The following is a 19,752-nucleotide window of genomic DNA, read 5'->3' on the forward strand; positions in this document are numbered from 1 at the left end:
GCAGTGATGAGCAAGACCGTGGAATTCTTCTTCGACCTGGGCAGCCCCGCGTCCTACCTGGCGCATACCCAGCTCCCCATCCTCTGTCACGCCACGGGCGCCGAGCTGGTGTACCGGCCGATGCTGCTCGGTGGCGTGTTCCAGGCCACCGGCAATGCGTCGCCGGCGATGATCCCCGCCAAGGGCCGCTACATGATGCGCGACCTGGCCCGCTTCGCCGAACGCTATGGCGTGCCGATGTGCTTCAATCCGCATTTCCCCATCAATACCCTGACGCTGATGCGCCTGCTGGTCGCCGTGCAACTGCATCAGCCCGCGCGCTTCGAAGCCGCATTGCAGGCGCTGTTTCAGGCCTTGTGGGTGGAGGGAGCCAATCTCGCCGATCCTCTCAAGGTGGCCGAGGTACTGGCCGGCGCCGGCTTCGACGTCGCCGCGTTGCAGGCACAGATCGCCGAGCCAGCAGTCAAGGACGCACTCAAGGCCACCACCGAAGAAGCGGTGAAGCGTGGCGTGTTCGGCGCGCCGACCTGCTTCGTCGGTGGCGAGATGTTCTTCGGCCAGGATCGGCTCGACTTCGTTCGTGAAGCCCTTTGCCGCTGAGGCCTGGCACAATGGCAGGCGTTTTCCTGCCAGCCGAGCCCATGATGAACCCCGAAGCGCTGAAACTCCTGGTGACCCGCCGTATGCCCTACGGCAAGTACAAGGATCGGTTGATCGCCGACCTGCCAGGCCACTACCTCAACTGGTTCGCCCGCGAAGGCTTTCCCAAGGGCGAGCTGGGGCAGTTGCTGGCTTTGATGCAGGAGATCGATCACAACGGCCTCAAGCCGCTGCTCGACCCCCTGCGCAAGCGTTCGTAGCCCGGCTTGCATCCGGGCCACGAGCGGTGCGACCCCGCACCGTCAATGCCAGTGACGGCCGTGATCCAGCTTCTGATCCACCAGCCATTTGCCGTGGGCAATGGACGCCCGCTGGGCCTTGTCCAGGTCGGTCATGAAGGCGTAGTCCATCGGCAGGGTAAGGCGTTTGCTGGTCTTGCCGTCAGGATCGGTGATCTGGCAGCCGCCCGCCCAGGGAGTGGGCAGGCCGGGGTGTTCCATCACCGTGGCGCGGATGGTGTGGTCGCGGTGGGTGCAGGTGAGCGCGCTCATGAGCGTGGCCTCCTCGGTCGAGGCGCCGCCCTCGGTGTCGACGCCACACCGAGGTTCCAGCCGGGAGCCGGGAGCGGCGCCGCGTGGATGAGTGGTGCGTCTGCCTTTCACCTTAGCGCAGACACCGAGCTGCCGAGCGTGAGCCGACAAACGCGCAGGGCCGGCATGAGCCGGCCCTGCGTCGCCCCCTCGGCGCTTACTCGGTCGCTTCGCGCACCTTGTCCACGCGTCGTGGCTTGGGCGCGAAGCGTGCCGCCATGGCCATGCTGAAGGTGACCAGGCGCTGGTACGCCGCTGGCAGGCTGCGTTGCATCCAGTCCAGGGCATGGGCGTCGCCGCCGATCAGGATGCGCCGCTTGTTGGCCAGCACGCCATTGACGATGACCTTGGCAGCCTGTTCCGGCGTGGTGCGCAGCAACTGGTCGTTGAACTGCTGGCGCGCCTGCTCGGCGTCCTGCCCGGTGACCTTGGCCAGGCTGTCGTTCATCCGCGCGGTCTTGGCGATGTTGGTGCGGATGCCGCCCGGGTGCACGCAACTGGCGGAGACGCCGCAACGCGCCATGTCCAGCTCCTGGCGCAGCGACTCGGTGAAGCCGCGCACGGCGAACTTGCTGGCGTTGTAGCCGCTCATGCCGGGTTGGGCGAACAGGCCGAAGACGCTGGAGACGTTGATCACATGGCCCTCGCCGCTGGCCTTGAGGTGCGGCAGGAAGGCCTTGGTGCCGTTGACCACGCCCCAGAAATTGATGCCCATGATCCACTCGTAGTCGGCGTAGTCGTTGCCTTCTACCGTGCCGCCCTGTGCCACGCCGGCATTGTTGAAGATGGCATTGACCCGCCCGAACTCGTTCACCACCTGTTCCGCCCAGGCTTGCACCGCAGCGCGGTCGGCGACATCGACCGGGGTCGCGCTGACGGTGACGCCGAGCCGGCGTGCCTGTTCGGCGGTTTCTCCGAGCCCTTCGACGTTCACGTCCGAGAGCGCCAGGTGGCAGCCCTGGCGGGCCAGGTGATAGGCGAGGGCGCGGCCGATACCGGAACCGGCGCCAGTGATGGCAGCTACTTTGCCTTCGAAGGATTTCATGCGGTGGCCTCCTGGGCGTCGTGAATCAGGGCATCGCTCTGCGCCGGGTGTACGGCATTGCGGCGGCTGAAGTGATAGGCCTCGGGATCGAAGTGGCGGGTGAGCATGCGAAAGCGCCAGGTAAAGCCCGGCCATACCGTGCAGTTGCGCCCGCTGACCGGGTGCAGGTACCAGCTCATGCAGCCGCCGGCATTCCACACGGTATTGCGGGCTGCTCCCTGAATCTTGCGGTTGAACGCCTCCTGCACCTCGCGCTTGGGCTCAAGACTCTGCAGCCGACCTTCTTCGAGCTGGCTCAGGGCGCCGAGCACGTAGGTGATCTGCGATTCGATCATGTACACCATCGAGTTGTGGCCCAGACCCGTGTTCGGCCCCATGAGGAAGAACAGGTTGGGGAAACCGGCAGTCATGGTGCCCTTGTAGGCTTCCGGGCCCTCGGGCCAGGTGTCGAGCAGATCGACACCGCCGCGGCCGAATACCGTGCCGCGTGGCAGCGGATCGCTGGGGGTGAAGCCGGTGCCGAAGATGATGGCGTCCACCTCGCGCGTCTGGCCATCGGCCGTGCGTACGCCGTTCGGCAGGATCTCGGCGACGCCATCGGTGATCACCTCGACATTGGTCTGGGTCAGCGCTGGGTAATAGTCGTTGGAGATCAGCACGCGCTTGCAACCCATGGTGTAGTCCGGGGTCACCTTGGCGCGCAGCGTCGGATCCTTGATCTGCTTCTTGATGTACAGCTTGGCGATGCCCTGGGCCATGCGCAGCAGGCGCGGGGCGAAGGCGAAGGCGATCACCCGGCTTTCGAGGATGCCGTAAAGGGCGCCACGCCAGAGCTTCTGCGCCAGCGGGAAGCGCTTGAAGCGGCTGCGCTCGCCATCGCGAATGGCGCGATCCGGCTTGGGCATGATCCACGGCGCGGTGCGTTGGTAGAGGTCGAGGCGGGCGACCTGCTTCTGAATCTGCGGCACGAACTGGATGGCCGAGGCGCCGGTGCCGATCACCGCCACGCGCTTGCCGGTCAGGTCGTAGTCATGGTTCCACTGCTGCGAATGGAAGACCTCGCCGGTGAAGCTCTCCAATCCCTTGAGCTTGGGAATCGACGGCGTCGACAGCGCGCCCATGCCCGATACCACGAACTGCGCGCTGTAGCGGTTACCGGCGCGATCCTGCAACTGCCACAGCTCGGTTTGCTCGTCCCAGCGGATCTGCACCACCTCGGTACCCAGCAGGGTCTTGTCCTGCAGGCGGTACTTCTCCCAGCAGCCTTCCAGGTAACCCTTGATTTCCGGCTGCTTGGCGAACATGCGCGTCCAGTTCGGGTTCGGCTCGAAGGAGAAGGAATACAGGTGCGATTGCACGTCGCAGCCGCAGCCCGGGTAATTGTTCACGCGCCAGGTACCGCCGACACCTGTTTCCTTCTCGAACAGCAGGAAGTCCTGTTCGCCCTGCTGCTTGAGGCGGATGGCCATGCCTAGGCCGGAAAAACCACTGCCGAGAATGGCGATCTTGCAATGGCGCGGTGCCGGTGGAGGGGACACGGACGCGTTCATGGGGTGACTCCTGCTTGTCGTTCTTATGGGTGTCTACATCTGTCTACCAAGGTAGACATGTGTATACTCCCTGGCAATCCAGCCAACCGACAAGCCAACCTAAGGTAGGGGCCGCGATGCACGACGAGGGCAAAACGATCCGCGAACGAGCCAGCGAGGCGCCGGGCAAGCGGCTGCTGCTGGAGGCCGCGTTACGTCTCACCTCAACCCAGCGCAGCCTGAGCAGTCTGGGCCTGCGTGAGCTGGCGCGCGAGGCCGGGCTGAACCCCAACACCTTCTACCGGCACTTTCGTGATGTCGATGACCTGGGCCTGACGCTGATCGGCGAAATTTCCACGCTGTTGCGCCAGCCCCTGCGTGATCTGCGCCGTGAGGCGGCCCAACGCGCGGTCAAGGACGAAGGGCCGATGCTGCAGCGATTGCTGGGGATCGATCTGGGCCGAGGGCGGCGGGTCTGCCATGAGACGGTGACGTTGTTCTTCGACTTCGTGGCCGAGCACCCCGAAGCCTTCATCATCGGTGTACGCGAGCTGCATGGCGCCTCGCCGCTGCTGCGCGAGGCGCTGCGCCAGGTGATGGACGATTTCGCCAACGACATGGCGGAGGACATCATCGAGTTCAAGCTGCTGCCGGCGATGGTGGGCGAGGGCACGGTGCGCCAGGTGTCGGGCCTGATCAGCCGCAACCTGTTCGAGCTGTCGCTGGACTACATCGGCCAGCCGCAGCAGCGTGAAGCCATTCGTATGCTGGCCGAGGAGCAGGTGCTGATGCTGTTCACCGGCGCCAGCGTGCTGCAGAGCCTGGGGCAGTTGCGCATCTGAAGTGGCGCATCACTCGTCACTGATCAGGCGCTTGCCCAGGCTGACCGAGGCATCGATCTGATAGCCGAGGCGTTCGTAGAAGGCCAGGGCCTCGTGGTTGGTGTTGCGCACCAGCAGGCTCAGCTTGGGGCAGCCGAGGGCGAGCATCTTCTCCTCGATATGCTGCATCAGTTGCCGCGCCAGGCCCTGCTTGCGCCGCTCGGGGCACACCGCCAGGTAGTTGATCCAGCCGCGATGCCCCTCGTAGCCCGCCATGGCCGAGGCGACCAGGGTGCCGTCGATTTCCCCGAGCAGGAACAACTCGGGCTGCACCGCGAGCTTGCGCTGGATGTCCTTGAACGGATCGTTCCACGGGCGGATCAGGTCGCAGCGCCGCCAGAGATCGATAACGGCGGCTTCGTCGGCCAGTTGGAAGGGGCGGATCAGCATTGGAGCGACTCCAGAGAATGAAATCGCCGTTTTAGCACGCCGCTCAGCGCCGCAGGTAGGCGGCGAAGTCGATGTCGCCGGCTGAGAGAATTGCCTGCACGCGGTTATGCACGCCGAGCTTGCGCAAAATGGCGGAAACGTGGGCTTTGACCGTGGTTTCGGCGATATCCAGGCTGTAGGCGATCTGCTTGTTCGACTCGCCCTTGGTCATGCGTTCGAGCACCAGCAGTTGCTTGCGCGTCAGCGCCTGCAGCAGCTCCGGGGCGATGCTTGGGTTGTCGTGGTGCTGGCGCGAACTGCCGCTTTTTTGCGTACGGATGATGTCCGGCGGCAAGTAGACGTTGCCATCGAGGATCTGGCCGATGGCATCGGTCATCTGCGCCCGTGGCGAGGATTTGGTGATGAAACCCACCGCGCCGTAGGTGATGGCCTGCAGCACCACCTGCTTGTCCTGCTCGGCAGAAACGATCACCACCGGGATGGTCGGCGCCTCGTTGCGCAGGTTGATCAGGCCGCCCAGCCCATGCATGCCGGGCATGTTCAGGTCGAGCAGGATCAGATCCAGGTCGTCGTGGCTCTGGGTCAGCTCCAGGGCGCTGTCCAGGTCGGCGGTTTCCATGATCTCGCTGCCGGGAAAACCGTCGGCGATGACGTTATGAATGGCTTCACGAAACAGCGGATGGTCGTCGGCAATCAGAATCTTGTACATGGCCTTGCACCTCGTTGTTGTGATTATGGGGTGGCGGTGGGCGTGAGGAAAGCAGCAGGCAGTTCCGCAGGTTGGGCGGGTACCAGCGGCAGGCCGGCCTGTTCCCAGGCATCGACGCCGTCACGGTACCAGTAGAGCTGGCGATAGCCCATGGCATGGGCGCGGCGCGCGGCGTTCCAGCTCAGCCAGCAGTCGGAGCGGCAGTAGAATACGAAGGGCTGGCGCACGTCGCCACGGCTCTGCTGGTGCAGGTAGTAGGTGAAATAGCGTTGCCACTGTCGGGCCAGATTGCCGTCGCCGACATTGGCCAGCCACAGGCTGCCTGGCAGGTTGGCATGAGGCGCGTCCTCGACGAAGCGATCCTGCACGAACGGGCGCCGGTAGACGTCGATCAGCCGTGTGTCGGGGCGTTCGCTGAGCAGCTTCTGCAGCGCGGGGGTATCGAGGATCTGCACGCCGTCCAGGCTGGTCGGCGTGGGACTGCGGTATTGGCTGCTGCGATAGCCGTCGGCATCGAACAGGGCTTCGGCACGCACGATGCAGACCAACAGCAAGGAGGCGAGCATCAGGCCTGCTTGCACGGGCAGACGGTACTTCATGGCAAGGTCTCTACTTATTGTTGTGCCGGTATTACAGGCCATGGTCGCAGGCTTGGGAATTCTACGATGGAGAGGAAAACCAGTACCAAAGTAGTAGAGCGGTCAGTGGGTAGGGCGGGTGTAACCCGCCTGCCGCGCCATTGGCGGGTTGCACCCGCCCTACGGATGTGTGCGTCGGAGAGCGGTCGGCGTCGCGATTTTTTGCATGTGTTCGTTGCCTATCCCGCCTTGCGCAGCGCCGCGTGCTGCGGGTTGAAGGTGGCCACGGCGAGCAGGGTGAGCAGCAGCGTCAGGCCGCTGCATACCGCCAGCGCCTCGACCTGCAAGCGCAGGTACAGCGCGTTGCGCACCAGCTCCACGGCATGGGTGAAAGGGTTGAACGCGCACAGCCAGTACAGCCACTCGCTGGACTCGCGCATCTTCCACAGCGGATACAGCGCAGACGACAGGAAGAACATCGGGAAGATTACGAAATTCATCACCCCGGCGAAGTTCTCTAGTTGCCGGATGCCGTTGGACAGCAGCAGCCCCAGCGCACTGAGCAGCAGCGCCACCAGCAGCAGCGCCGGCAGCGCGGCGAGCAGGCCCCAGGCCGGCGGTTGCACGCCATACACCCAGGCGATGACGAGGAAGGCATAGACCTGCAGCAGCGAGATCAGCGCTGTGGCCAGCAGCTTGGCCACCAGCAAAAAGGCGCGCGGCAGCGGGCTGGTGAGTAGCACACGCATGCTGCCCATCTCGCGGTCGTAGACCATCGACAGCGAGCCCTGCATGCCGTTGAACAGCAGGATCATGCAGGCCAGGCCCGGCACGATATAGGTGTCGTAGGTGATGTAGGTGTCGTACGGCTCGATGATGGCGATGCCCAGCGCGGCGCGGAAGCCGGCGGCGAACACCAGTAGCCAGAGCAGCGGGCGCACCAGCGAGCTGAGAAAGCGCGAGCGCTGTAGCACGAAGCGCAGCCATTCGCGCAGGACGATGCCGCGCAGGCATTCCCAGTAGGCGGTCATGGGTGTGGCTCCGTTGTGGAATCTGTGGGTAGTGTGGACGGAGTGGGGGTGGCCGGGCGGCGCTCCGCTTTAGCCGCGAGCTCTTCGATATGGTGGATCTCGCGGCTAAAGCCCCTCCCACCGTTCGGCCGCAGAGCCTCACGCACATGCCCCCGACCCAGCGCCTCGTCGCCGGTCAGGCGGGCGAAGCTGATGGCCAGGTCGTCGCCGAACTGGCTGGCCTTGCCCCAGGCCACGCGCTCGCCACGATGGAGGATCAGCAGGTCATCGCTGGACTCGATCTCATCCAGCAAGTGGGTCGTCCACAGCACGCACAAGCCCTGCTCGCGGCACAGGTTGCGCACGTGGCGACCGAGCGCCAGGCGGCTGGCCGGGTCGAGCCCGGCGCTGGCCTCGTCGAGCAGCAGCAGGCGCGGCTGATGGAGCAGGGCGCGGGCAATCTCCACGCGGCGGCGGTGGCCGCCGTTGAGCGTGCGCACCTTGTCGTGGCGGCGTTCGGCGAGATCCTGGCGCAGCAGCTCCTCGTCGATACGCGCCTGTGCCTCGCGGCGCGGCATGCCGTGCAGTGCAGCGTGGTAGGCGAGGTTCTGTTGCACCGACAGGTCGAGATCCAGCGTGCTTTGCTGAAACACCACGCCGAGCTGGCGCAGCGCCTGGCGCGGCTCATTGCGTAGGCTGTGGCCGAAGATGCGGATATCGCCCTGCTGCAGGTCGTACAGGCGGGTGAGCAGGGCGATCAGCGTGGACTTGCCGGCGCCGTTGGGGCCGAGCAGGGCGCCGAAACGCCCCGGCGCCAGTTCGAAAGCCAGATCATTCAAGGCCTGGCGGGCACCATAGGCGAAACCGACACCGCTCACCTCCAAGGCGTTCATGGCGTCACCACCACGCCCCAGGGGTAGCGACCGACCTTGATCGACTTGGTCACCTTGAGGCTGTCGACGTCGATCACCGACACGTCGCCGCTGACGCCATTGGTGGTCAGCAGGCGCTTCTGATCCGGAGTGAAGGCCAGGTGCCAGACGCGTCGGCCCACCAGCAGGTAGTCGAGAACCTCGTAGGTCTTGGCATCCACCACGGCCACATGGTTGGCCGGGCCGAGGGCGACGAAGGCGTACTTGCCGTCATCGGTCAGCTTGACCCCGACCGGCTGCACCTTGTCCGGGTGCACGCCCTTGATGGCGAACTTGAGCACCTTGAGCACCTGACGCGAGTCCACATCGACCACCGTCACCGTGCCGCCGATTTCGGCCGAGGCCCACAGGCGCTTGCCGTCCTTGTCGAACTCGACGTGGCGCGGGCGCTGGTCGACCAGGGTGTTGTCCACCAGTTGCTGAGTGCTGGTGTCGATCCAGTGCAGCATGTTGGTGGTTTCGCTGGTGTTGACCGCCCACTTGCCGTCCGGGCTCACCGCCATGCCTTCGGGCTCAACACCCACGTCGATCTGCGCCAGCACCTCGTCGCTCTGCGTGTCGACCACCGTGACCAGCGCATCGTCCTCGTTGGAGATGTACAGCCAACGGTCGTTGGGGTGCAGGGCGAACTGTTCGGGGTCGGCGCCGGAGGGCAGCTCCTTGATGATCTTGCGCGTGGCCAGATCCATCACCTGCACGCGATCCGAGTCGCTGGCGCAGATGTACAAAAGCTTGTTGTCGGAAGACAACAGCAGCCCGCGCGGGCGCATGCCGACGTCGAGGGTGGCGGTGACTTCGAGGCTGTCGAGGTCGATGACGCTGATGCTGTCATCCTTCTCGTTGGACACGTAGGCTGTGGCGGCAAGGGCCGAGTGGCAGGCCAGGCCGAAGGCGACGGCGCAGGCGAGTCGGGTCAGGCGCATGGGGTTGATCCTCTTGTTGTAGTTGTTGGCAGCCGGTGCTTTTGTGGGAGGCGCTTTCGGCTCGGGCATCCTGCTTCGCTCTACCTCCTGCATCCTTGCAGTCGCAGCGGCGACTGTCGCGGCTAAAGCCCCTCCCACAGGTGTTCTCCTACAGGGACATACCCGCCAGATCACAACTCACCTCCGGCTGGTCGTAGCCGAGGCTGTCCATTTCGTTGCTGGGGTGGAGGAAGCCATCCTGCGGCGAAGTACTGACCAGCGCGCGCGGGTGCACCAGCTCGATGGGTTGGCGCAGTTCGCCATTCCACGGGCGAAAACTGAGCTTGCGGCCCTTGAAGCCGTCCAGCGGTAGGTCGGCGGACAGCGCCAGCGTGCGAATGGCCTGCGGCTCGGCGCCGCGCAGCTTGGTCACAGCGGCGGCGATGCTGCGCACGGCCATCCAGGCGGCGAAGTCGCGGTCATTCATCCAGCGTCCTGCCAACTCCTCGAAGCGTTTCTGCAACTGCGCGGCGCCGAAGGTTTCCACCGTCTTGTGCCAGGCGGTCGGGGTCAGGCCCTGGGTGCCGGCCACCGGGCGCGGCAGCCAGGTGTTGTAGGGCAGGTATTCGCCGAAGTCGCCGCGCTCGTCGGCCACCAGCACCACGTCGTATTCGCCGGCCTGGGTGAACAGCGGCATCTCTGCCTGAGCGCTGCGCCGTTGGTCGTTGTCGAAGCTCCACGGCTTCTCGGCGACGATCTTGTGGCCGAAGCGTTTGGCCGCGCGCTTGAGTGCGCCGGCGTAGGCGCTGTCGTCCTCGGTGTTGCCAGTCACCAGCAGCCAGCGCGTCCATTTGCGCACGGCGAGAAACTGCGCCAAGGCATCGGCCAGCATGGCGCGGCTGGGCAGGGTGTGCAGCACGTTGCCCAGGCACTGCTCGCGGCGCAGGCCATCGTCGGCGCTGCCGGCATTGAACAGCAGGCTGTCCGGCAGGCGCTGGCTGAGCTGGCGCAGGGTGGCGGCCGGGGCGTTGACCACGAACAGGCGAATGCCCGCCTGGTGCTGGCGTTCGGCAGCGGCGAGCAGCTCGTCGGCCTGGTCGCTCTCGGCGCTCTGCAACTCGAACTGCTGCTTGAGGAAGCGCCCGGTGCTGTTGCTGTCGATGATCGCCAGCTCGGCGCCACGGCGGCCGGCATCGTTGGGTTCGGGAATGATGTTGGACAGCAGCGGCCCGCGCGGCGGCTGATGCGCCAGGTAGCCGATGCGCACCTGCAGCTCGTCCGCGCTGGCGCTCAGGGTCAGGCCAAGGCTGGCGACGAGGCATAGCAGAACGTGGCTGAGCGGGCGCATGGGGCGGCTCCATCGGAGGATGCCGCCAGCATAGGAAGCGCAACAGGCACGGGAAATATGCCCAAGGTAGCGCCCGCCACGTACGAAGGTCGTAGTCCGTCACGCCAATTGGCGCCGCCAACCGGCCCAAAGTACCAGCCCGGCAGTACCAAGGTAGTAACCCGATGCGCACCGTTACTTCCTAGCATGGCAGGCACTGCCCAATAACAAGAACAGGTGACCGCCATGCGTATCTTCAAGGCTCTGCTGCTGCCGCTATTGCTGATCATCAGCCTGCTCGGCGTCGACCAGTTGCACGCCGCTGGCGACATGACCCGCCGCCCAATCGCGTTGCCCGATCTGGTGCTGGGCAGCGACGACAGTGACTACTTCATGTCGCAGAGCGAATACCAGCTGGAAACCGGCCAGGCCTACCAGCTCAAGGTCATCTCCAACGGCCAGAAGGAATACGCCTTCCAGGCGCCGGAGTTCGCCACGTCGATCTACCTGCGCAAGGTCGAGGCCGGCGGTGTGGAGGTCAAGGCCATGACCCTCACCGAACTGGAATTCGAGGAGGCTGGCGAGGCGGAAATCTTCTTCCTGCCGGTCAAGCCGGGCAAATACCGCTTCTACGCCAAGGGCCTGGAAGGCAAGGGCATGCTCGGCTACTTCGTGGTCAAGTAGCGTGGTCACGTAGATGAGTGCCCTCGGCCGTATCAACCTGGTGGTCAGCCTGCTCTTTGTGCTGGTGACCCTGGCCGGGTTGGCGTTGCTGCTGCGCCAGGCCAGCCATGACGTGCAGCGTGAGCTGCAGGCTGCCGAGGCGGTGGTGGAATACCTTGGCGAAGTGGCGCGCACCAATCCCGGCAGCCTGCGCCCGGAACTGACCGAGAACCTGCGGCATATTCGCGTGAGCTGGCTGCGCCCCGGCGAGCAGCCCGTGGCGCAGAGCAAGAGCCTGGTCGAGCGCTGGATCGCCGAACGCCTGCTGGGTTCGACGACGCTGGTGAGCGATGCCTGGCCGCTGGCCGATGGCCGCGAGCTGCACATCGCCCTCGACCCCTTCGACGAGATCGAGGAAATCCAGGATTCGCTGCTGCAACTGCTGTTGCTCAGCGCCTTCGCCCTGATCCTCAGCCTGCTCACCATTCGTTTTGCCGTGCGCCGTGCCCGCCGTGTGCTGGACGAACTGCTCGCCGGGCTGCGCGAAGTCGGCGCTGGCCACTTCGATACACGCTTGCGCGATCACGGTCTGGCCGAGGCCAAGCATCTTGCGACGCACTTCAATGGCATGGCCACCACCCTGCAGCAGGTGCAGGCGGACAACGCCGAACTGACCCAATCCCTGTTGGAGCTGCAGGAGCGCGAGCGCACACGCCTTGGCCAGACCCTGCACGACGACCTCGGCCAATACCTCAGCGGCATTCGCGCCCAGGCCTGCCTGCTCAAGGTGATCGCCGACCGCCCGCAACAGGTGCAAGACACCGCGCGCCTGCTCGACGACAACTGCGAGCGTCTGCAGCAGGGCTTTCGCAGCCTTATCCGCGACCTCTACCCGGTGGTGCTGGAGCGCCTGGAGCTGGGCCCGGCGCTGCAGCAACTGGCCGCCGACTGGCAGCAGGCACAAGGCATTCGCTGCTGCCTGCAACTGGGCGAGCGACTGCCGAGCCTGCCGCTGGCGAGCAAGGCCCATCTCTATCGCCTGGTGCAGGAGGCGCTGACCAATGTGGCCCGCCATGCCGATGCCAGCGAAGTGCGCATTCGCCTGCAACGCCGTGGCCAGGGCCTGCGGTTGCTGGTGCGCGACAACGGCCAGGGCACCGCATTGCCGCTGCGCCCCGGCATCGGCCTGCGCTCGATGCGCGAACGCAGCCGCAGCCTCGGTGGCGAGCTACGCCTGCACAGTCGGCCGCAAGCGGGTTGGGCGCTGTGCCTGAACATTCCCCTGGAGGCAACGTCATGAAGATTCTGCTGGTGGACGATCACGCCGTGGTGCGCCAGGGCTACGCCAGCCTGCTGCGCGCCCTGTTGCCGGACGTGCAACTGCGCGAAGCCTGCGACGGCGAACAGGCCCTGCAACGGGTGCAGGAAGAGATTCCCAACCTGGTGATCATGGACATTGGCCTGCCTGGCATCAGCGGCCTGGAAACCACCCGCCGCCTGCGCCAGCGCCTGCCGCAACTGCGCGTGCTGTTCTTCAGCATGCACGACGAACTGCCCCTGGTACGCCAGGCGCTGGACGCCGGCGCCATCGGCTATCTGACCAAGAACTCGTCGCCAGAAGTGCTGGTGGAAGCGGTCAAACGCACCGCCGCCGGCCACGCCTATATCGAACAGCCACTGGCCACCCAGTTGGCCTGCAACCCCACCAGCGCAGATGGCCTCGACCCACGCCTGCGCGAACTCACCCAGCGCGAGTTCGAAATCTTCGTCATGCTCGCCCGCGGCCTGCCACCGCGGCAGATCGCCGAGAAGCTATGCATCAGCGCCAAGACCCTGTCCAACTACCAGACCCTGGTGAAGAACAAACTGCAGATCGCCTCGCAGGCGGAGTTGGTGTATCTGGCGATTGATAGTGGGGTGGTGCGGGTGGGTTTAGAGAGTGCTTGAGCCGGGAGATATATGTTATCGCGGTACGTAAGCGGGAAGACTGACCCTATTGCTGCTAGCCTTATGCGCCCGCACAGATGGGGTTTTCGCTGGCAAAGCGGTGTTTGCAAGCGAAAATAGGAGGTCAAGTGAATGCATTCGTCTACTTGGAATGTCTTGCAATATATTGATTTTATTTGGGTTGTTTGTTGTTCTTGGTGGCAGGTGTGTGGGAGTTATACCGCCTTCTCTGCTATTGGATTAGCATGGCCGGCAATCTAATTACTGTTGAAGCTCTAGGAGGGAATCGGGAATGAAGACGTTTTTTAGCTGGTCAGGAAAAAAGAGTCATGCAATGGCGATGGCTTTTTCTGATTGGTTGCCGTGTGTAATTCAAGCAGTCGAGCCTTGGGTATCTTCAGAAAATATTGATCGTGGTTCTATTTGGTTAAATGAAATATTTGAGCAATTAAAAGATACTAACTTTGGATTGGTTTTCGTAACCAAAGAAAACCAAGCTAAACCATGGCTTTTGTTTGAGTCAGGGGCTTTATCCAAAGGTTTAACCGAAAATAGAGTCTGCACAGTCCTGATAGATTTACAAGTGCGTGATATTGATTCAGGTTCACCGATAAAGCACCTTAATCACACCGCTCTTGAGAAGGCAGAAGTTCTTAAATTGCTTAAAACTATCAATAAGCATCTTGAGCTGGGCAAAGTACAAGAAAGTCGTTTAGAAACTTCCTTTGATGCGTTGTGGCCTTCACTTGAAGCAGAAATTCAGGGTATCTTAGATTCTCAGCCTGTGGATGACGAACCTGCACGGGATGATAAGGATGTGTTAAATGATATTTTGGAAAATGTTCTAAGCATTAATAAGCGTGTATCAATATTTTCACACAAGGGTTACGTCAGGCATATCGAAAGACATCATGCGGAAGCTTTGCTCAAAAGACTGTTGAAGATGGATATGGAACGAGGTGATATTGAAGAGGTGATGGAGGATGTTGTTCCAAGTTTTTGGGTTCGGAAGCAGTTAGACGAAATCTTTGGGGCAGATGAAGAGTAATTGCCACTCAAGCTTTAACAAGGCGCTGCTGCCGGACAAATTTTACGCTGCTATCCAAATTCGCCGCAGCGAGTAGCTTGGGTATTTCTCCGCCAGTGGCGGAGAAAAAAGCGTCAGCTACGCGCCCCGATCCACCCTGCGATGCGATGGAGTTTGTAGCAAGTAGCCTGGACGTTGCCCCCGGCAATGGTGGATGAAAAAAGCGTCATCCACCTTACGCGAAGGTATGAGTAGGGTGGACAACGCGAAGCTTGTCCACCGTTTCGCAGTTCTCGACGCTCTTCGTATACTTGCATGTCATTGCTAGCTTGAAGTTGCTGGCGATTTGGAGTGTCTTAGGCATGGCTCCCATACTTAGAGTGGGAAAGTAAGAGTTTTCAGATAGGAGTGTTCATGTTTCGTCAGTTATCTGTCGTAGTGTTCTTATGGCCGATTTTTGCAGATGCTGGTCTTGACGTAACGGCATACGAAAAACTAACTGTTGTACCATCACCAAAATTAGATGGTTATGGAGAGCCATTGGAGCCTAATCAAATTCAGTTGGCTCCTGTGGATTTCGTAGAGCGTTTCGATGGTCTGACGGCTGGGCAGGTATATCGCTACGAGTCGACCTTCGACTTCAGGGCAGGCTCCTATACAGGATACAACTACTGGCGGAATGAGTTGGCAAAGCTCGCTGGCTACGAACAGACGCCATACAAGTCATTCAATGGCGAAACTGAGCTTCGGTACGATGCTGCCGTTTGGAATGGCAAGAAAGGAGCATTCTGGGAGCTTATTGATTTCTCTGATGCAGAGGGTGTCATCGGCCCTGTCGTATGCAAAAGAGTTTATAAGGACTTCCTTCAGTATCAGGCTGCCGCTTCAAAACATCCTGACGAGTATTTTCGTACCTCTTATAAGGATTGGGTGAGGGCATTTTCCATGTGTGCAAATGATGGGGCCATTGTCTTTCATTGAGCCGGTAGCCCGGACGTTGCTCCCGCCAGTGGTGGATGAAAAAGCGCCAGTTGTCCCCGATCTACCCTACGCAACACGATGGTTGGGCAGTCGTAGGGCGGGTGCAACCCGCCAGGACGCGGGTTGCTGTTGGCTGCATTGTCTATTGGTGGGTGGTGGGCGGTCGATGGTGGGAGGTTGGTGGTGGGCTGAAGCCCACCCTACGGGCTAGCCCCAACGTTGAGTGCGGGAGTCAGTCCCAGCCTTTGGGGCACTCGATGCAGCCGGGCATGTTGGCGTCCTGGAAGTTGCCGAAGCGGGTGCGCGCGCCGCTGAGGTTGGCGTTTTCCAGGTTGGCGCCGCCGAGCTTCACTTCCTGCAGGTTGGCATCCTCCAGATGCGCGCCCTTGAGGTCGGCCTTGCTCAGCCAGGTCATCTCCAGGTTGGCGGCTTGCAGTTGCGCGTCATGCAATTTGGCGCCGGACAGGCGGGCGAATTCCAGGTTGGCAGCGCGCAGGTCGGCGCCTTCGAATTGCGCGGCCTGGGCGAACAGGCCCCAGCCGCCAATAGCCACCAGGCTGGCGCCGGAGAGGTCGGCCAGGCGCAGGTTGCTTTGTTGCAGGCTGGCGCGGGTGAGGTTGGTGCCGCGCAGTTTGGCCTTTTCCAGATTGGCCAGGTCGAGGTTGGCGTGGCGCAGGTCGGCGCCGGAGAGATCGGCGCCGGACAAGTTCATGCGGCGCATGTCGAGGTTGCGCAGGTCAGCGCCACGCAGGTTGGCGTTGGGGCACTGGCTGTCGGGTTCGATGCGGCAGCCGTTGATCTGCGGCACGTCGTCGTTGTCGGTCTCGGCGCCGATGGCGTGGCTGCCGAGTACCAGCAGTACGACTGGAATGAGTAGAGGCAGGTAGTTCATGGCGAGTCCTCGGATGAATGGATGGGGGGCGGTCGCGGCTGAAGCCCCTCCCATGGTTAGCGCGCATGGCGCACCCCAGGTGCGCCATGCGTTGGGCCGTCAGCGTTGGGCGCTGGCCTTGTCCCAGCTCGGCAGCTTGAACACCCAGAAGGAACCACCCTGGGCGACCGGCTTGGTCAACTCGGCCATGTCGCCGCCCCACAGCGGCACCGCGCCGCCGTAGCCGGCAGTCACGCCGATGTACTGCTCGCCGTCCTGCTCCCAGGTGATGGGCGGGGAGATGATCCCGGTGCCGACCTGGAACTTCCACAGCTCTTTGCCGTTCTTGGCGTCGAAGGCCTTGAAGTAGCCGTCGCCGGTGCCGGTGAACACCAGGTTGCCCTTGGTCGCGAGCACGCCGGCCCATAGCGGCAGGCGTTCCTTGTGCTCCCACTCGACCTTGCCGGTGGTGGGGTTCATCGCGCGCAGGATGCCAACGTGGTCATCGAACAGGCGCTTGATGCGAAAGCCCATGCCCAGGTAGGCGGAGCCTTTCTTGTAGTGCGCTTCCTCGGCCCAGTAGTCCTCCTTCCAGTGGTTGGCCGGCACGTAGAACAGGCCGGTGTCCTGGCTGTAGGCCATGGGGTTCCAGTTCTTGCCGCCGAGGAATGGCGGCGAGACCTCGACCGCTTCGCCCTTGCTCTCGCCCGGCTTCGGCTTGGGCGGACGCTGACCCGGGTTCTCCACCGGACGGCCGGTCTTCAGGTCGATATGACTGGCCCAGGTGATCTTGTCGACGAAGGGGAAGGCGTTCTTCAGCTTGCCGTTGGCGCGGTCGACCACGTAGAAGAAGCCGTTGCGGTCGGCGTGGGCGGTGGCCTTGGTGACCTTGCCGTCCTTGTCCTTGTAGTCGAACAGCACCAGTTCGTTGTTGCCGGAGAAGTCCCAGGCATCGTTCGGGGTGTGCTGGTAGAACCACTTCACTTCGCCGGTGCTCGGGTCGACGCCGACCTGGCCGGAGGTGTAGAGGCTGTCGTAGTCGTGCGGGTTGCCGCCGTCGCTGGTACGCGCCCAGCCGTTCCACGGGGCCGGGTTACCGGCACCGACGATGATGGTGTTGGTTTCGGCATCGAAGCTGGCGCTCTGCCACGGTGCGCCGCCGCCCTGGCTCCAGGCCTGTTTCTTGCCGGTCGGCGAGTTGGGATCGTCCGGCCAGCTCGGTGCTTTCACGTCGCCGGTCGGGGTGCTGTCCTTGCCATTGAGGCGGCCCATGTGGCCTTCGACGAAGGGGCGCATCCAGACTTCCTCGCCGGTGTCCGGGTCACGGGCGAACAGGCGGCCGACCACGCCGAACTCATCGCCGGAGCTGCCGTGGATCAGCAGCACCTTGCCGGTCTTGCCGTCCTTCACCAGCGTCGGTGCGCCGGTCATGGTGTAGCCAGCGGAGTGGTCGGCGAATTTCTTGTTCCAGACCACCTTGCCAGTGTCCTTGTTCAGCGCCACGACGCGGGCGTCGAGGGTGCCGAAGTAGATCTTGTCGCCGTAGATGGCGGCGCCACGGTTGACCACGTCGCAGCAGGGGCGGATGTCGTCGGGCAGGCGGTGATTGTAGGTCCACAGGCGCTTGCCGGTTTTCGCGTCGAGGGCGAAGACGCGCGAGTAGGAGCCGGTCACGTAGACCACGCCGTCATGGATGATGGCCTGCGACTCCTGGCCGCGCTGCTTTTCGTCACCGAAGGAGTAGCTCCAGGCCGGGGTCAGCTTGAACACGTTGTCGGCGTTGACCTGGGTAAGCGGGCTCCAGCGTTGGGCGTTGGTGCCCATGCCGTACTGCAGCACGTTGCTGGTGGTGGTGTGGTCGTTGGCGATGTCGTCCCAGGTGACGGGCTTGGCAATCGCGCCCAGGCTCAGCGCCAGGCCGCCGGCCAGCATCAGGGCAAGCGCCAGGGGGCGAGGGCTGCTGGGTAGATTTCTTGTTGTCATGGTTGTGCTTCCCATTGGAGTTGAAAGTGCCGCAGTGGCAAGCCGATGGTGGAACCCGGCCCCTTCGACGCCTACGGAAAAACTCCCGACTTCACCGGGAGGATTTCCCAGCCGGCCCATGACTTGGCCTTGCTGCCAAGGCATCAGCAAACCTGCGACCCAAGCCCTACTACCAAGGGACTAGAGCGCGGCCACCAAAGCAGGATTCGGTGTGCGCAGGCGCCTTTCTAAGATGGACGCCACAAGCTCGTAACGGGCTGTTCGGCGTGCATTCGATGAGGTTCTAGCCATGAACAAGAAGAAGATCCAATCCACCCTGGCCCTGATGCTGCTGGCCGCCTCCACCCAGTTGTGGGCGCACGGTGACGTGGTGCCGCAAGCGGTCAAGACCGATGGTCTGGAGCCGTTGGGTGAGGAATGGCTGGACGAAAACCCCTATCGCGGCAACCCGCGCGCCATCGAGATTGGCGCCTCGGCCTACAACCAGAACTGCGCCGCCTGCCACGGCCTGGAAGCCAAGTCCGGCGGTATCGCCCCTGACTTGCGTCTGCTCGAAACGGGCGCCAGTGGTGATGAGTGGTTCAAGGAGCGGGTCATTCACGGGGCGGTGCGCGATGGCCGCGTGTACATGCCGAAGATGGCCGATTACCTGAGCCAGGAAGCCCTGTGGGCGGTGCGCAGCTACCTGGAGAGCGTGCACGTCGAGGAGTAGCGCTTGATGATCAATCTGCTGCGCTCGTGCTTCACGATCTTCGCGGCCATACGCCGGCTGATCCTGTTTGGCAGCCTGTTGCTGTGCCTGGGCGTCGCCCAGGCACAGGTGCGTGACTACGACCGCATCATGGAAGAGGGCGTGTTGCGCGTGGCGCTGTACCAGAACTTCCCGCCCTACAGCTTCGAGCAGGAGGGCCAGCCGCGTGGCGTCGACTACGAGCTGGCCAAGGCGTTGGCCGAAGGCTTGGGCCTGACGCTGCAGGTGATCTGGGCGCCGCCCGGTGAGAAGCTCGACGACGACCTGCGCGACTACATCTGGCGTGGCCGGGTCACCGCCCAGGGCGAGCTGGCCGACCTGATGCTGCGCGTGCCCTACGACCGTGACTACGCGCAGATGCGCAACGAACTGGGCGAGCTGGTCAACGAGCGCGTGGTGATGTTCGGCCCCTATCAGCGCGAGCGCTGGCAACTGGCGTTCGATCGCCGTCGCCTGGCCGAGGTGCCAAGCATCAATGCCTTGCAGACGCATCCGATTGGCGTCGAGGTGGACAGCGTGCCGTCGTTCTACCTCAGCTCTGCACGAGAGGGCTTGCTGCGCTCGCAGGCACGGCATTACCCGTCGCCGACCCTGGCCTTCGCCGCCATGCGTGCCGGTGAGGTGGACGCGGTGATGGCCCTGCGCGGCGAGGTGGACTGGCTGCTGCACGATGCCAATGATCCGCAACTGGCGCTGGCCGAGAACGCCTACCCGGACATGGGCCGGCAGATCTGGGACATCGGCATGGCGGTGCATGAAAGCAACCGGCAACTCGCCTATGCCCTGGAAGAACAGCTTGAAAAACTGATTCTCGACGGTTCGCTGGAGCGCCTCTACGGGCAGTACGGCCTGCGTTTCGAGAAGCCCGAACAATACCAATAGGGTGCCTCTAAAAACGTAGGCGAGGCAGCCAGCGCAAGGCAAAGACAGGCGAAAAAGCGCAGTTTACAAGCTGTAAATGAGCATTTTGAGCCTGTCTTTAACGCAGCGATGGCAACGCAGGTAGTTTTTGGAGGTGCCCGATAGCGGTTTCAGC

Annotated in this window: 22 protein-coding genes; 10 read left to right on the plus strand and 12 right to left on the minus strand. The window is 63.1% G+C overall.

The genetic code is table 11. From position 1 onward, the window contains the following. Positions 1-6: 6 nt before the first annotated feature. Both ACODS1_RS19170 and ACODS1_RS19175 read left to right on the plus strand, forming a co-directional pair. Complete coding sequence (locus ACODS1_RS19170) at positions 7-600, plus strand: 2-hydroxychromene-2-carboxylate isomerase (RefSeq protein WP_489086964.1); 594 nt, start codon at positions 7-9, stop codon at positions 598-600. A gap of 44 nt (positions 601-644) precedes the next feature. Continuing rightward, positions 645-860 carry a DUF3820 family protein gene (locus tag ACODS1_RS19175; protein ID WP_322978144.1) on the plus strand — a complete coding sequence of 72 codons (216 nt, stop codon included), beginning with the start codon at positions 645-647 and terminating at the stop codon, positions 858-860. 42 nt (positions 861-902) lie between these two features. Here the strand turns inward: ACODS1_RS19175 and ACODS1_RS19180 are convergent, their stop codons facing one another. The 3 genes from ACODS1_RS19180 to ACODS1_RS19190 form a co-directional block, all read right to left on the minus strand. Continuing rightward, complete coding sequence (locus ACODS1_RS19180; protein ID WP_322978023.1) at positions 903-1,151, minus strand: hypothetical protein; 249 nt, start codon at positions 1,149-1,151, stop codon at positions 903-905. Between the two features lie 196 nt (positions 1,152-1,347). Beyond that, on the minus strand, positions 1,348-2,235 hold the full coding sequence (locus ACODS1_RS19185) for an SDR family NAD(P)-dependent oxidoreductase (protein WP_489086914.1): 888 nt from the start codon (positions 2,233-2,235) through the stop codon (positions 1,348-1,350). Beyond that, positions 2,232-3,785: a flavin-containing monooxygenase gene (locus ACODS1_RS19190; RefSeq protein ID WP_489086915.1), complete on the minus strand. Its 1,554-nt coding sequence runs from the start codon at positions 3,783-3,785 to the stop codon at positions 2,232-2,234. The genes ACODS1_RS19185 and ACODS1_RS19190 overlap by 4 nt, the downstream gene beginning before the upstream one ends. Positions 3,786-3,901: 116 nt before the next feature. Here ACODS1_RS19190 and ACODS1_RS19195 point away from each other — a divergent pair, with 116 nt between their 5' ends. Next, positions 3,902-4,606 carry a TetR family transcriptional regulator gene (locus tag ACODS1_RS19195; RefSeq protein WP_489086916.1) on the plus strand — a complete coding sequence of 235 codons (705 nt, stop codon included), beginning with the start codon at positions 3,902-3,904 and terminating at the stop codon, positions 4,604-4,606. A gap of 9 nt (positions 4,607-4,615) precedes the next feature. Here ACODS1_RS19195 and ACODS1_RS19200 read toward each other — a convergent pair whose 3' ends face one another. The 7 genes from ACODS1_RS19200 to ACODS1_RS19230 all read right to left on the minus strand — a co-directional run bounded on the left by ACODS1_RS19200 (position 4,616) and on the right by ACODS1_RS19230 (position 10,514). Further along, the gene (locus ACODS1_RS19200) at positions 4,616-5,035 is read right to left on the minus strand and encodes a GNAT family acetyltransferase (RefSeq protein WP_489086917.1); all 420 of its coding nucleotides are present in this window, start codon (positions 5,033-5,035) and stop codon (positions 4,616-4,618) included. 43 nt (positions 5,036-5,078) lie between these two features. Further along, complete coding sequence (locus ACODS1_RS19205; protein WP_322978018.1) at positions 5,079-5,744, minus strand: response regulator transcription factor; 666 nt, start codon at positions 5,742-5,744, stop codon at positions 5,079-5,081. 23 nt (positions 5,745-5,767) lie between these two features. Continuing rightward, the gene (locus tag ACODS1_RS19210) at positions 5,768-6,343 is read right to left on the minus strand and encodes a PQQ-dependent catabolism-associated CXXCW motif protein (RefSeq protein ID WP_489086918.1); all 576 of its coding nucleotides are present in this window, start codon (positions 6,341-6,343) and stop codon (positions 5,768-5,770) included. A gap of 218 nt (positions 6,344-6,561) precedes the next feature. Further along, on the minus strand, positions 6,562-7,353 hold the full coding sequence (locus ACODS1_RS19215) for an ABC transporter permease (protein ID WP_489086919.1): 792 nt from the start codon (positions 7,351-7,353) through the stop codon (positions 6,562-6,564). Then, on the minus strand, positions 7,350-8,225 hold the full coding sequence (locus ACODS1_RS19220) for an ABC transporter ATP-binding protein (protein WP_489086920.1): 876 nt from the start codon (positions 8,223-8,225) through the stop codon (positions 7,350-7,352). The genes ACODS1_RS19215 and ACODS1_RS19220 overlap by 4 nt, the downstream gene beginning before the upstream one ends. Next, positions 8,222-9,187, minus strand: coding sequence for a YVTN family beta-propeller repeat protein (locus ACODS1_RS19225; protein WP_489086921.1), 966 nt, complete (start codon positions 9,185-9,187; stop codon positions 8,222-8,224). The genes ACODS1_RS19220 and ACODS1_RS19225 overlap by 4 nt, the downstream gene beginning before the upstream one ends. Positions 9,188-9,335: 148 nt before the next feature. Continuing rightward, positions 9,336-10,514, minus strand: a complete 1,179-nt coding sequence (locus tag ACODS1_RS19230) for an ABC transporter substrate-binding protein (RefSeq protein WP_489086922.1) — start codon at positions 10,512-10,514, stop codon at positions 9,336-9,338. A 225-nt stretch (positions 10,515-10,739) separates the two neighbouring features. Between ACODS1_RS19230 and ACODS1_RS19235 the strand changes: the two genes are divergently transcribed. From ACODS1_RS19235 to ACODS1_RS19255, 5 genes are all read left to right on the plus strand, one after another. Continuing rightward, on the plus strand, positions 10,740-11,177 hold the full coding sequence (locus ACODS1_RS19235; protein ID WP_489086923.1) for a cupredoxin domain-containing protein: 438 nt from the start codon (positions 10,740-10,742) through the stop codon (positions 11,175-11,177). 13 nt (positions 11,178-11,190) lie between these two features. After that, complete coding sequence (locus ACODS1_RS19240; RefSeq protein WP_489086924.1) at positions 11,191-12,456, plus strand: HAMP domain-containing sensor histidine kinase; 1,266 nt, start codon at positions 11,191-11,193, stop codon at positions 12,454-12,456. Further along, positions 12,453-13,103 carry a response regulator transcription factor gene (locus ACODS1_RS19245; protein ID WP_489086925.1) on the plus strand — a complete coding sequence of 217 codons (651 nt, stop codon included), beginning with the start codon at positions 12,453-12,455 and terminating at the stop codon, positions 13,101-13,103. The genes ACODS1_RS19240 and ACODS1_RS19245 overlap by 4 nt, the downstream gene beginning before the upstream one ends. A 292-nt stretch (positions 13,104-13,395) precedes the next feature. Beyond that, complete coding sequence (locus ACODS1_RS19250) at positions 13,396-14,151, plus strand: hypothetical protein (RefSeq protein WP_489086926.1); 756 nt, start codon at positions 13,396-13,398, stop codon at positions 14,149-14,151. A 393-nt stretch (positions 14,152-14,544) separates the two neighbouring features. Next, entirely contained in the window at positions 14,545-15,111 is a 567-nt protein-coding gene (locus ACODS1_RS19255) for a hypothetical protein (protein WP_489086927.1), read from the plus strand. A gap of 232 nt (positions 15,112-15,343) precedes the next feature. Here the strand turns inward: ACODS1_RS19255 and ACODS1_RS19260 are convergent, their stop codons facing one another. Both ACODS1_RS19260 and exaA read right to left on the minus strand, forming a co-directional pair. Further along, positions 15,344-16,003, minus strand: a complete 660-nt coding sequence (locus tag ACODS1_RS19260) for a pentapeptide repeat-containing protein (RefSeq protein ID WP_489086928.1) — start codon at positions 16,001-16,003, stop codon at positions 15,344-15,346. Between the two features lie 99 nt (positions 16,004-16,102). After that, positions 16,103-17,965 (minus strand): quinoprotein ethanol dehydrogenase, encoded by a 1,863-nt coding sequence (gene exaA / locus ACODS1_RS19265; RefSeq protein WP_489086929.1) that lies wholly within the window; start codon positions 17,963-17,965, stop codon positions 16,103-16,105. Positions 17,966-18,254: 289 nt separating this feature from the next. Between exaA and pedF the strand changes: the two genes are divergently transcribed. Beyond that, positions 18,255-18,677 carry a cytochrome c-550 PedF gene (pedF, locus tag ACODS1_RS19270; RefSeq protein ID WP_489086930.1) on the plus strand — a complete coding sequence of 141 codons (423 nt, stop codon included), beginning with the start codon at positions 18,255-18,257 and terminating at the stop codon, positions 18,675-18,677. Between the two features lie 48 nt (positions 18,678-18,725). Then, positions 18,726-19,598: a substrate-binding periplasmic protein gene (locus ACODS1_RS19275; protein WP_489086965.1), complete on the plus strand. Its 873-nt coding sequence runs from the start codon at positions 18,726-18,728 to the stop codon at positions 19,596-19,598. Positions 19,599-19,752: the final 154 nt, after the last annotated feature.

The sequence above is a fragment of the Pseudomonas sp. FG29 genome (assembly GCF_057809355.1).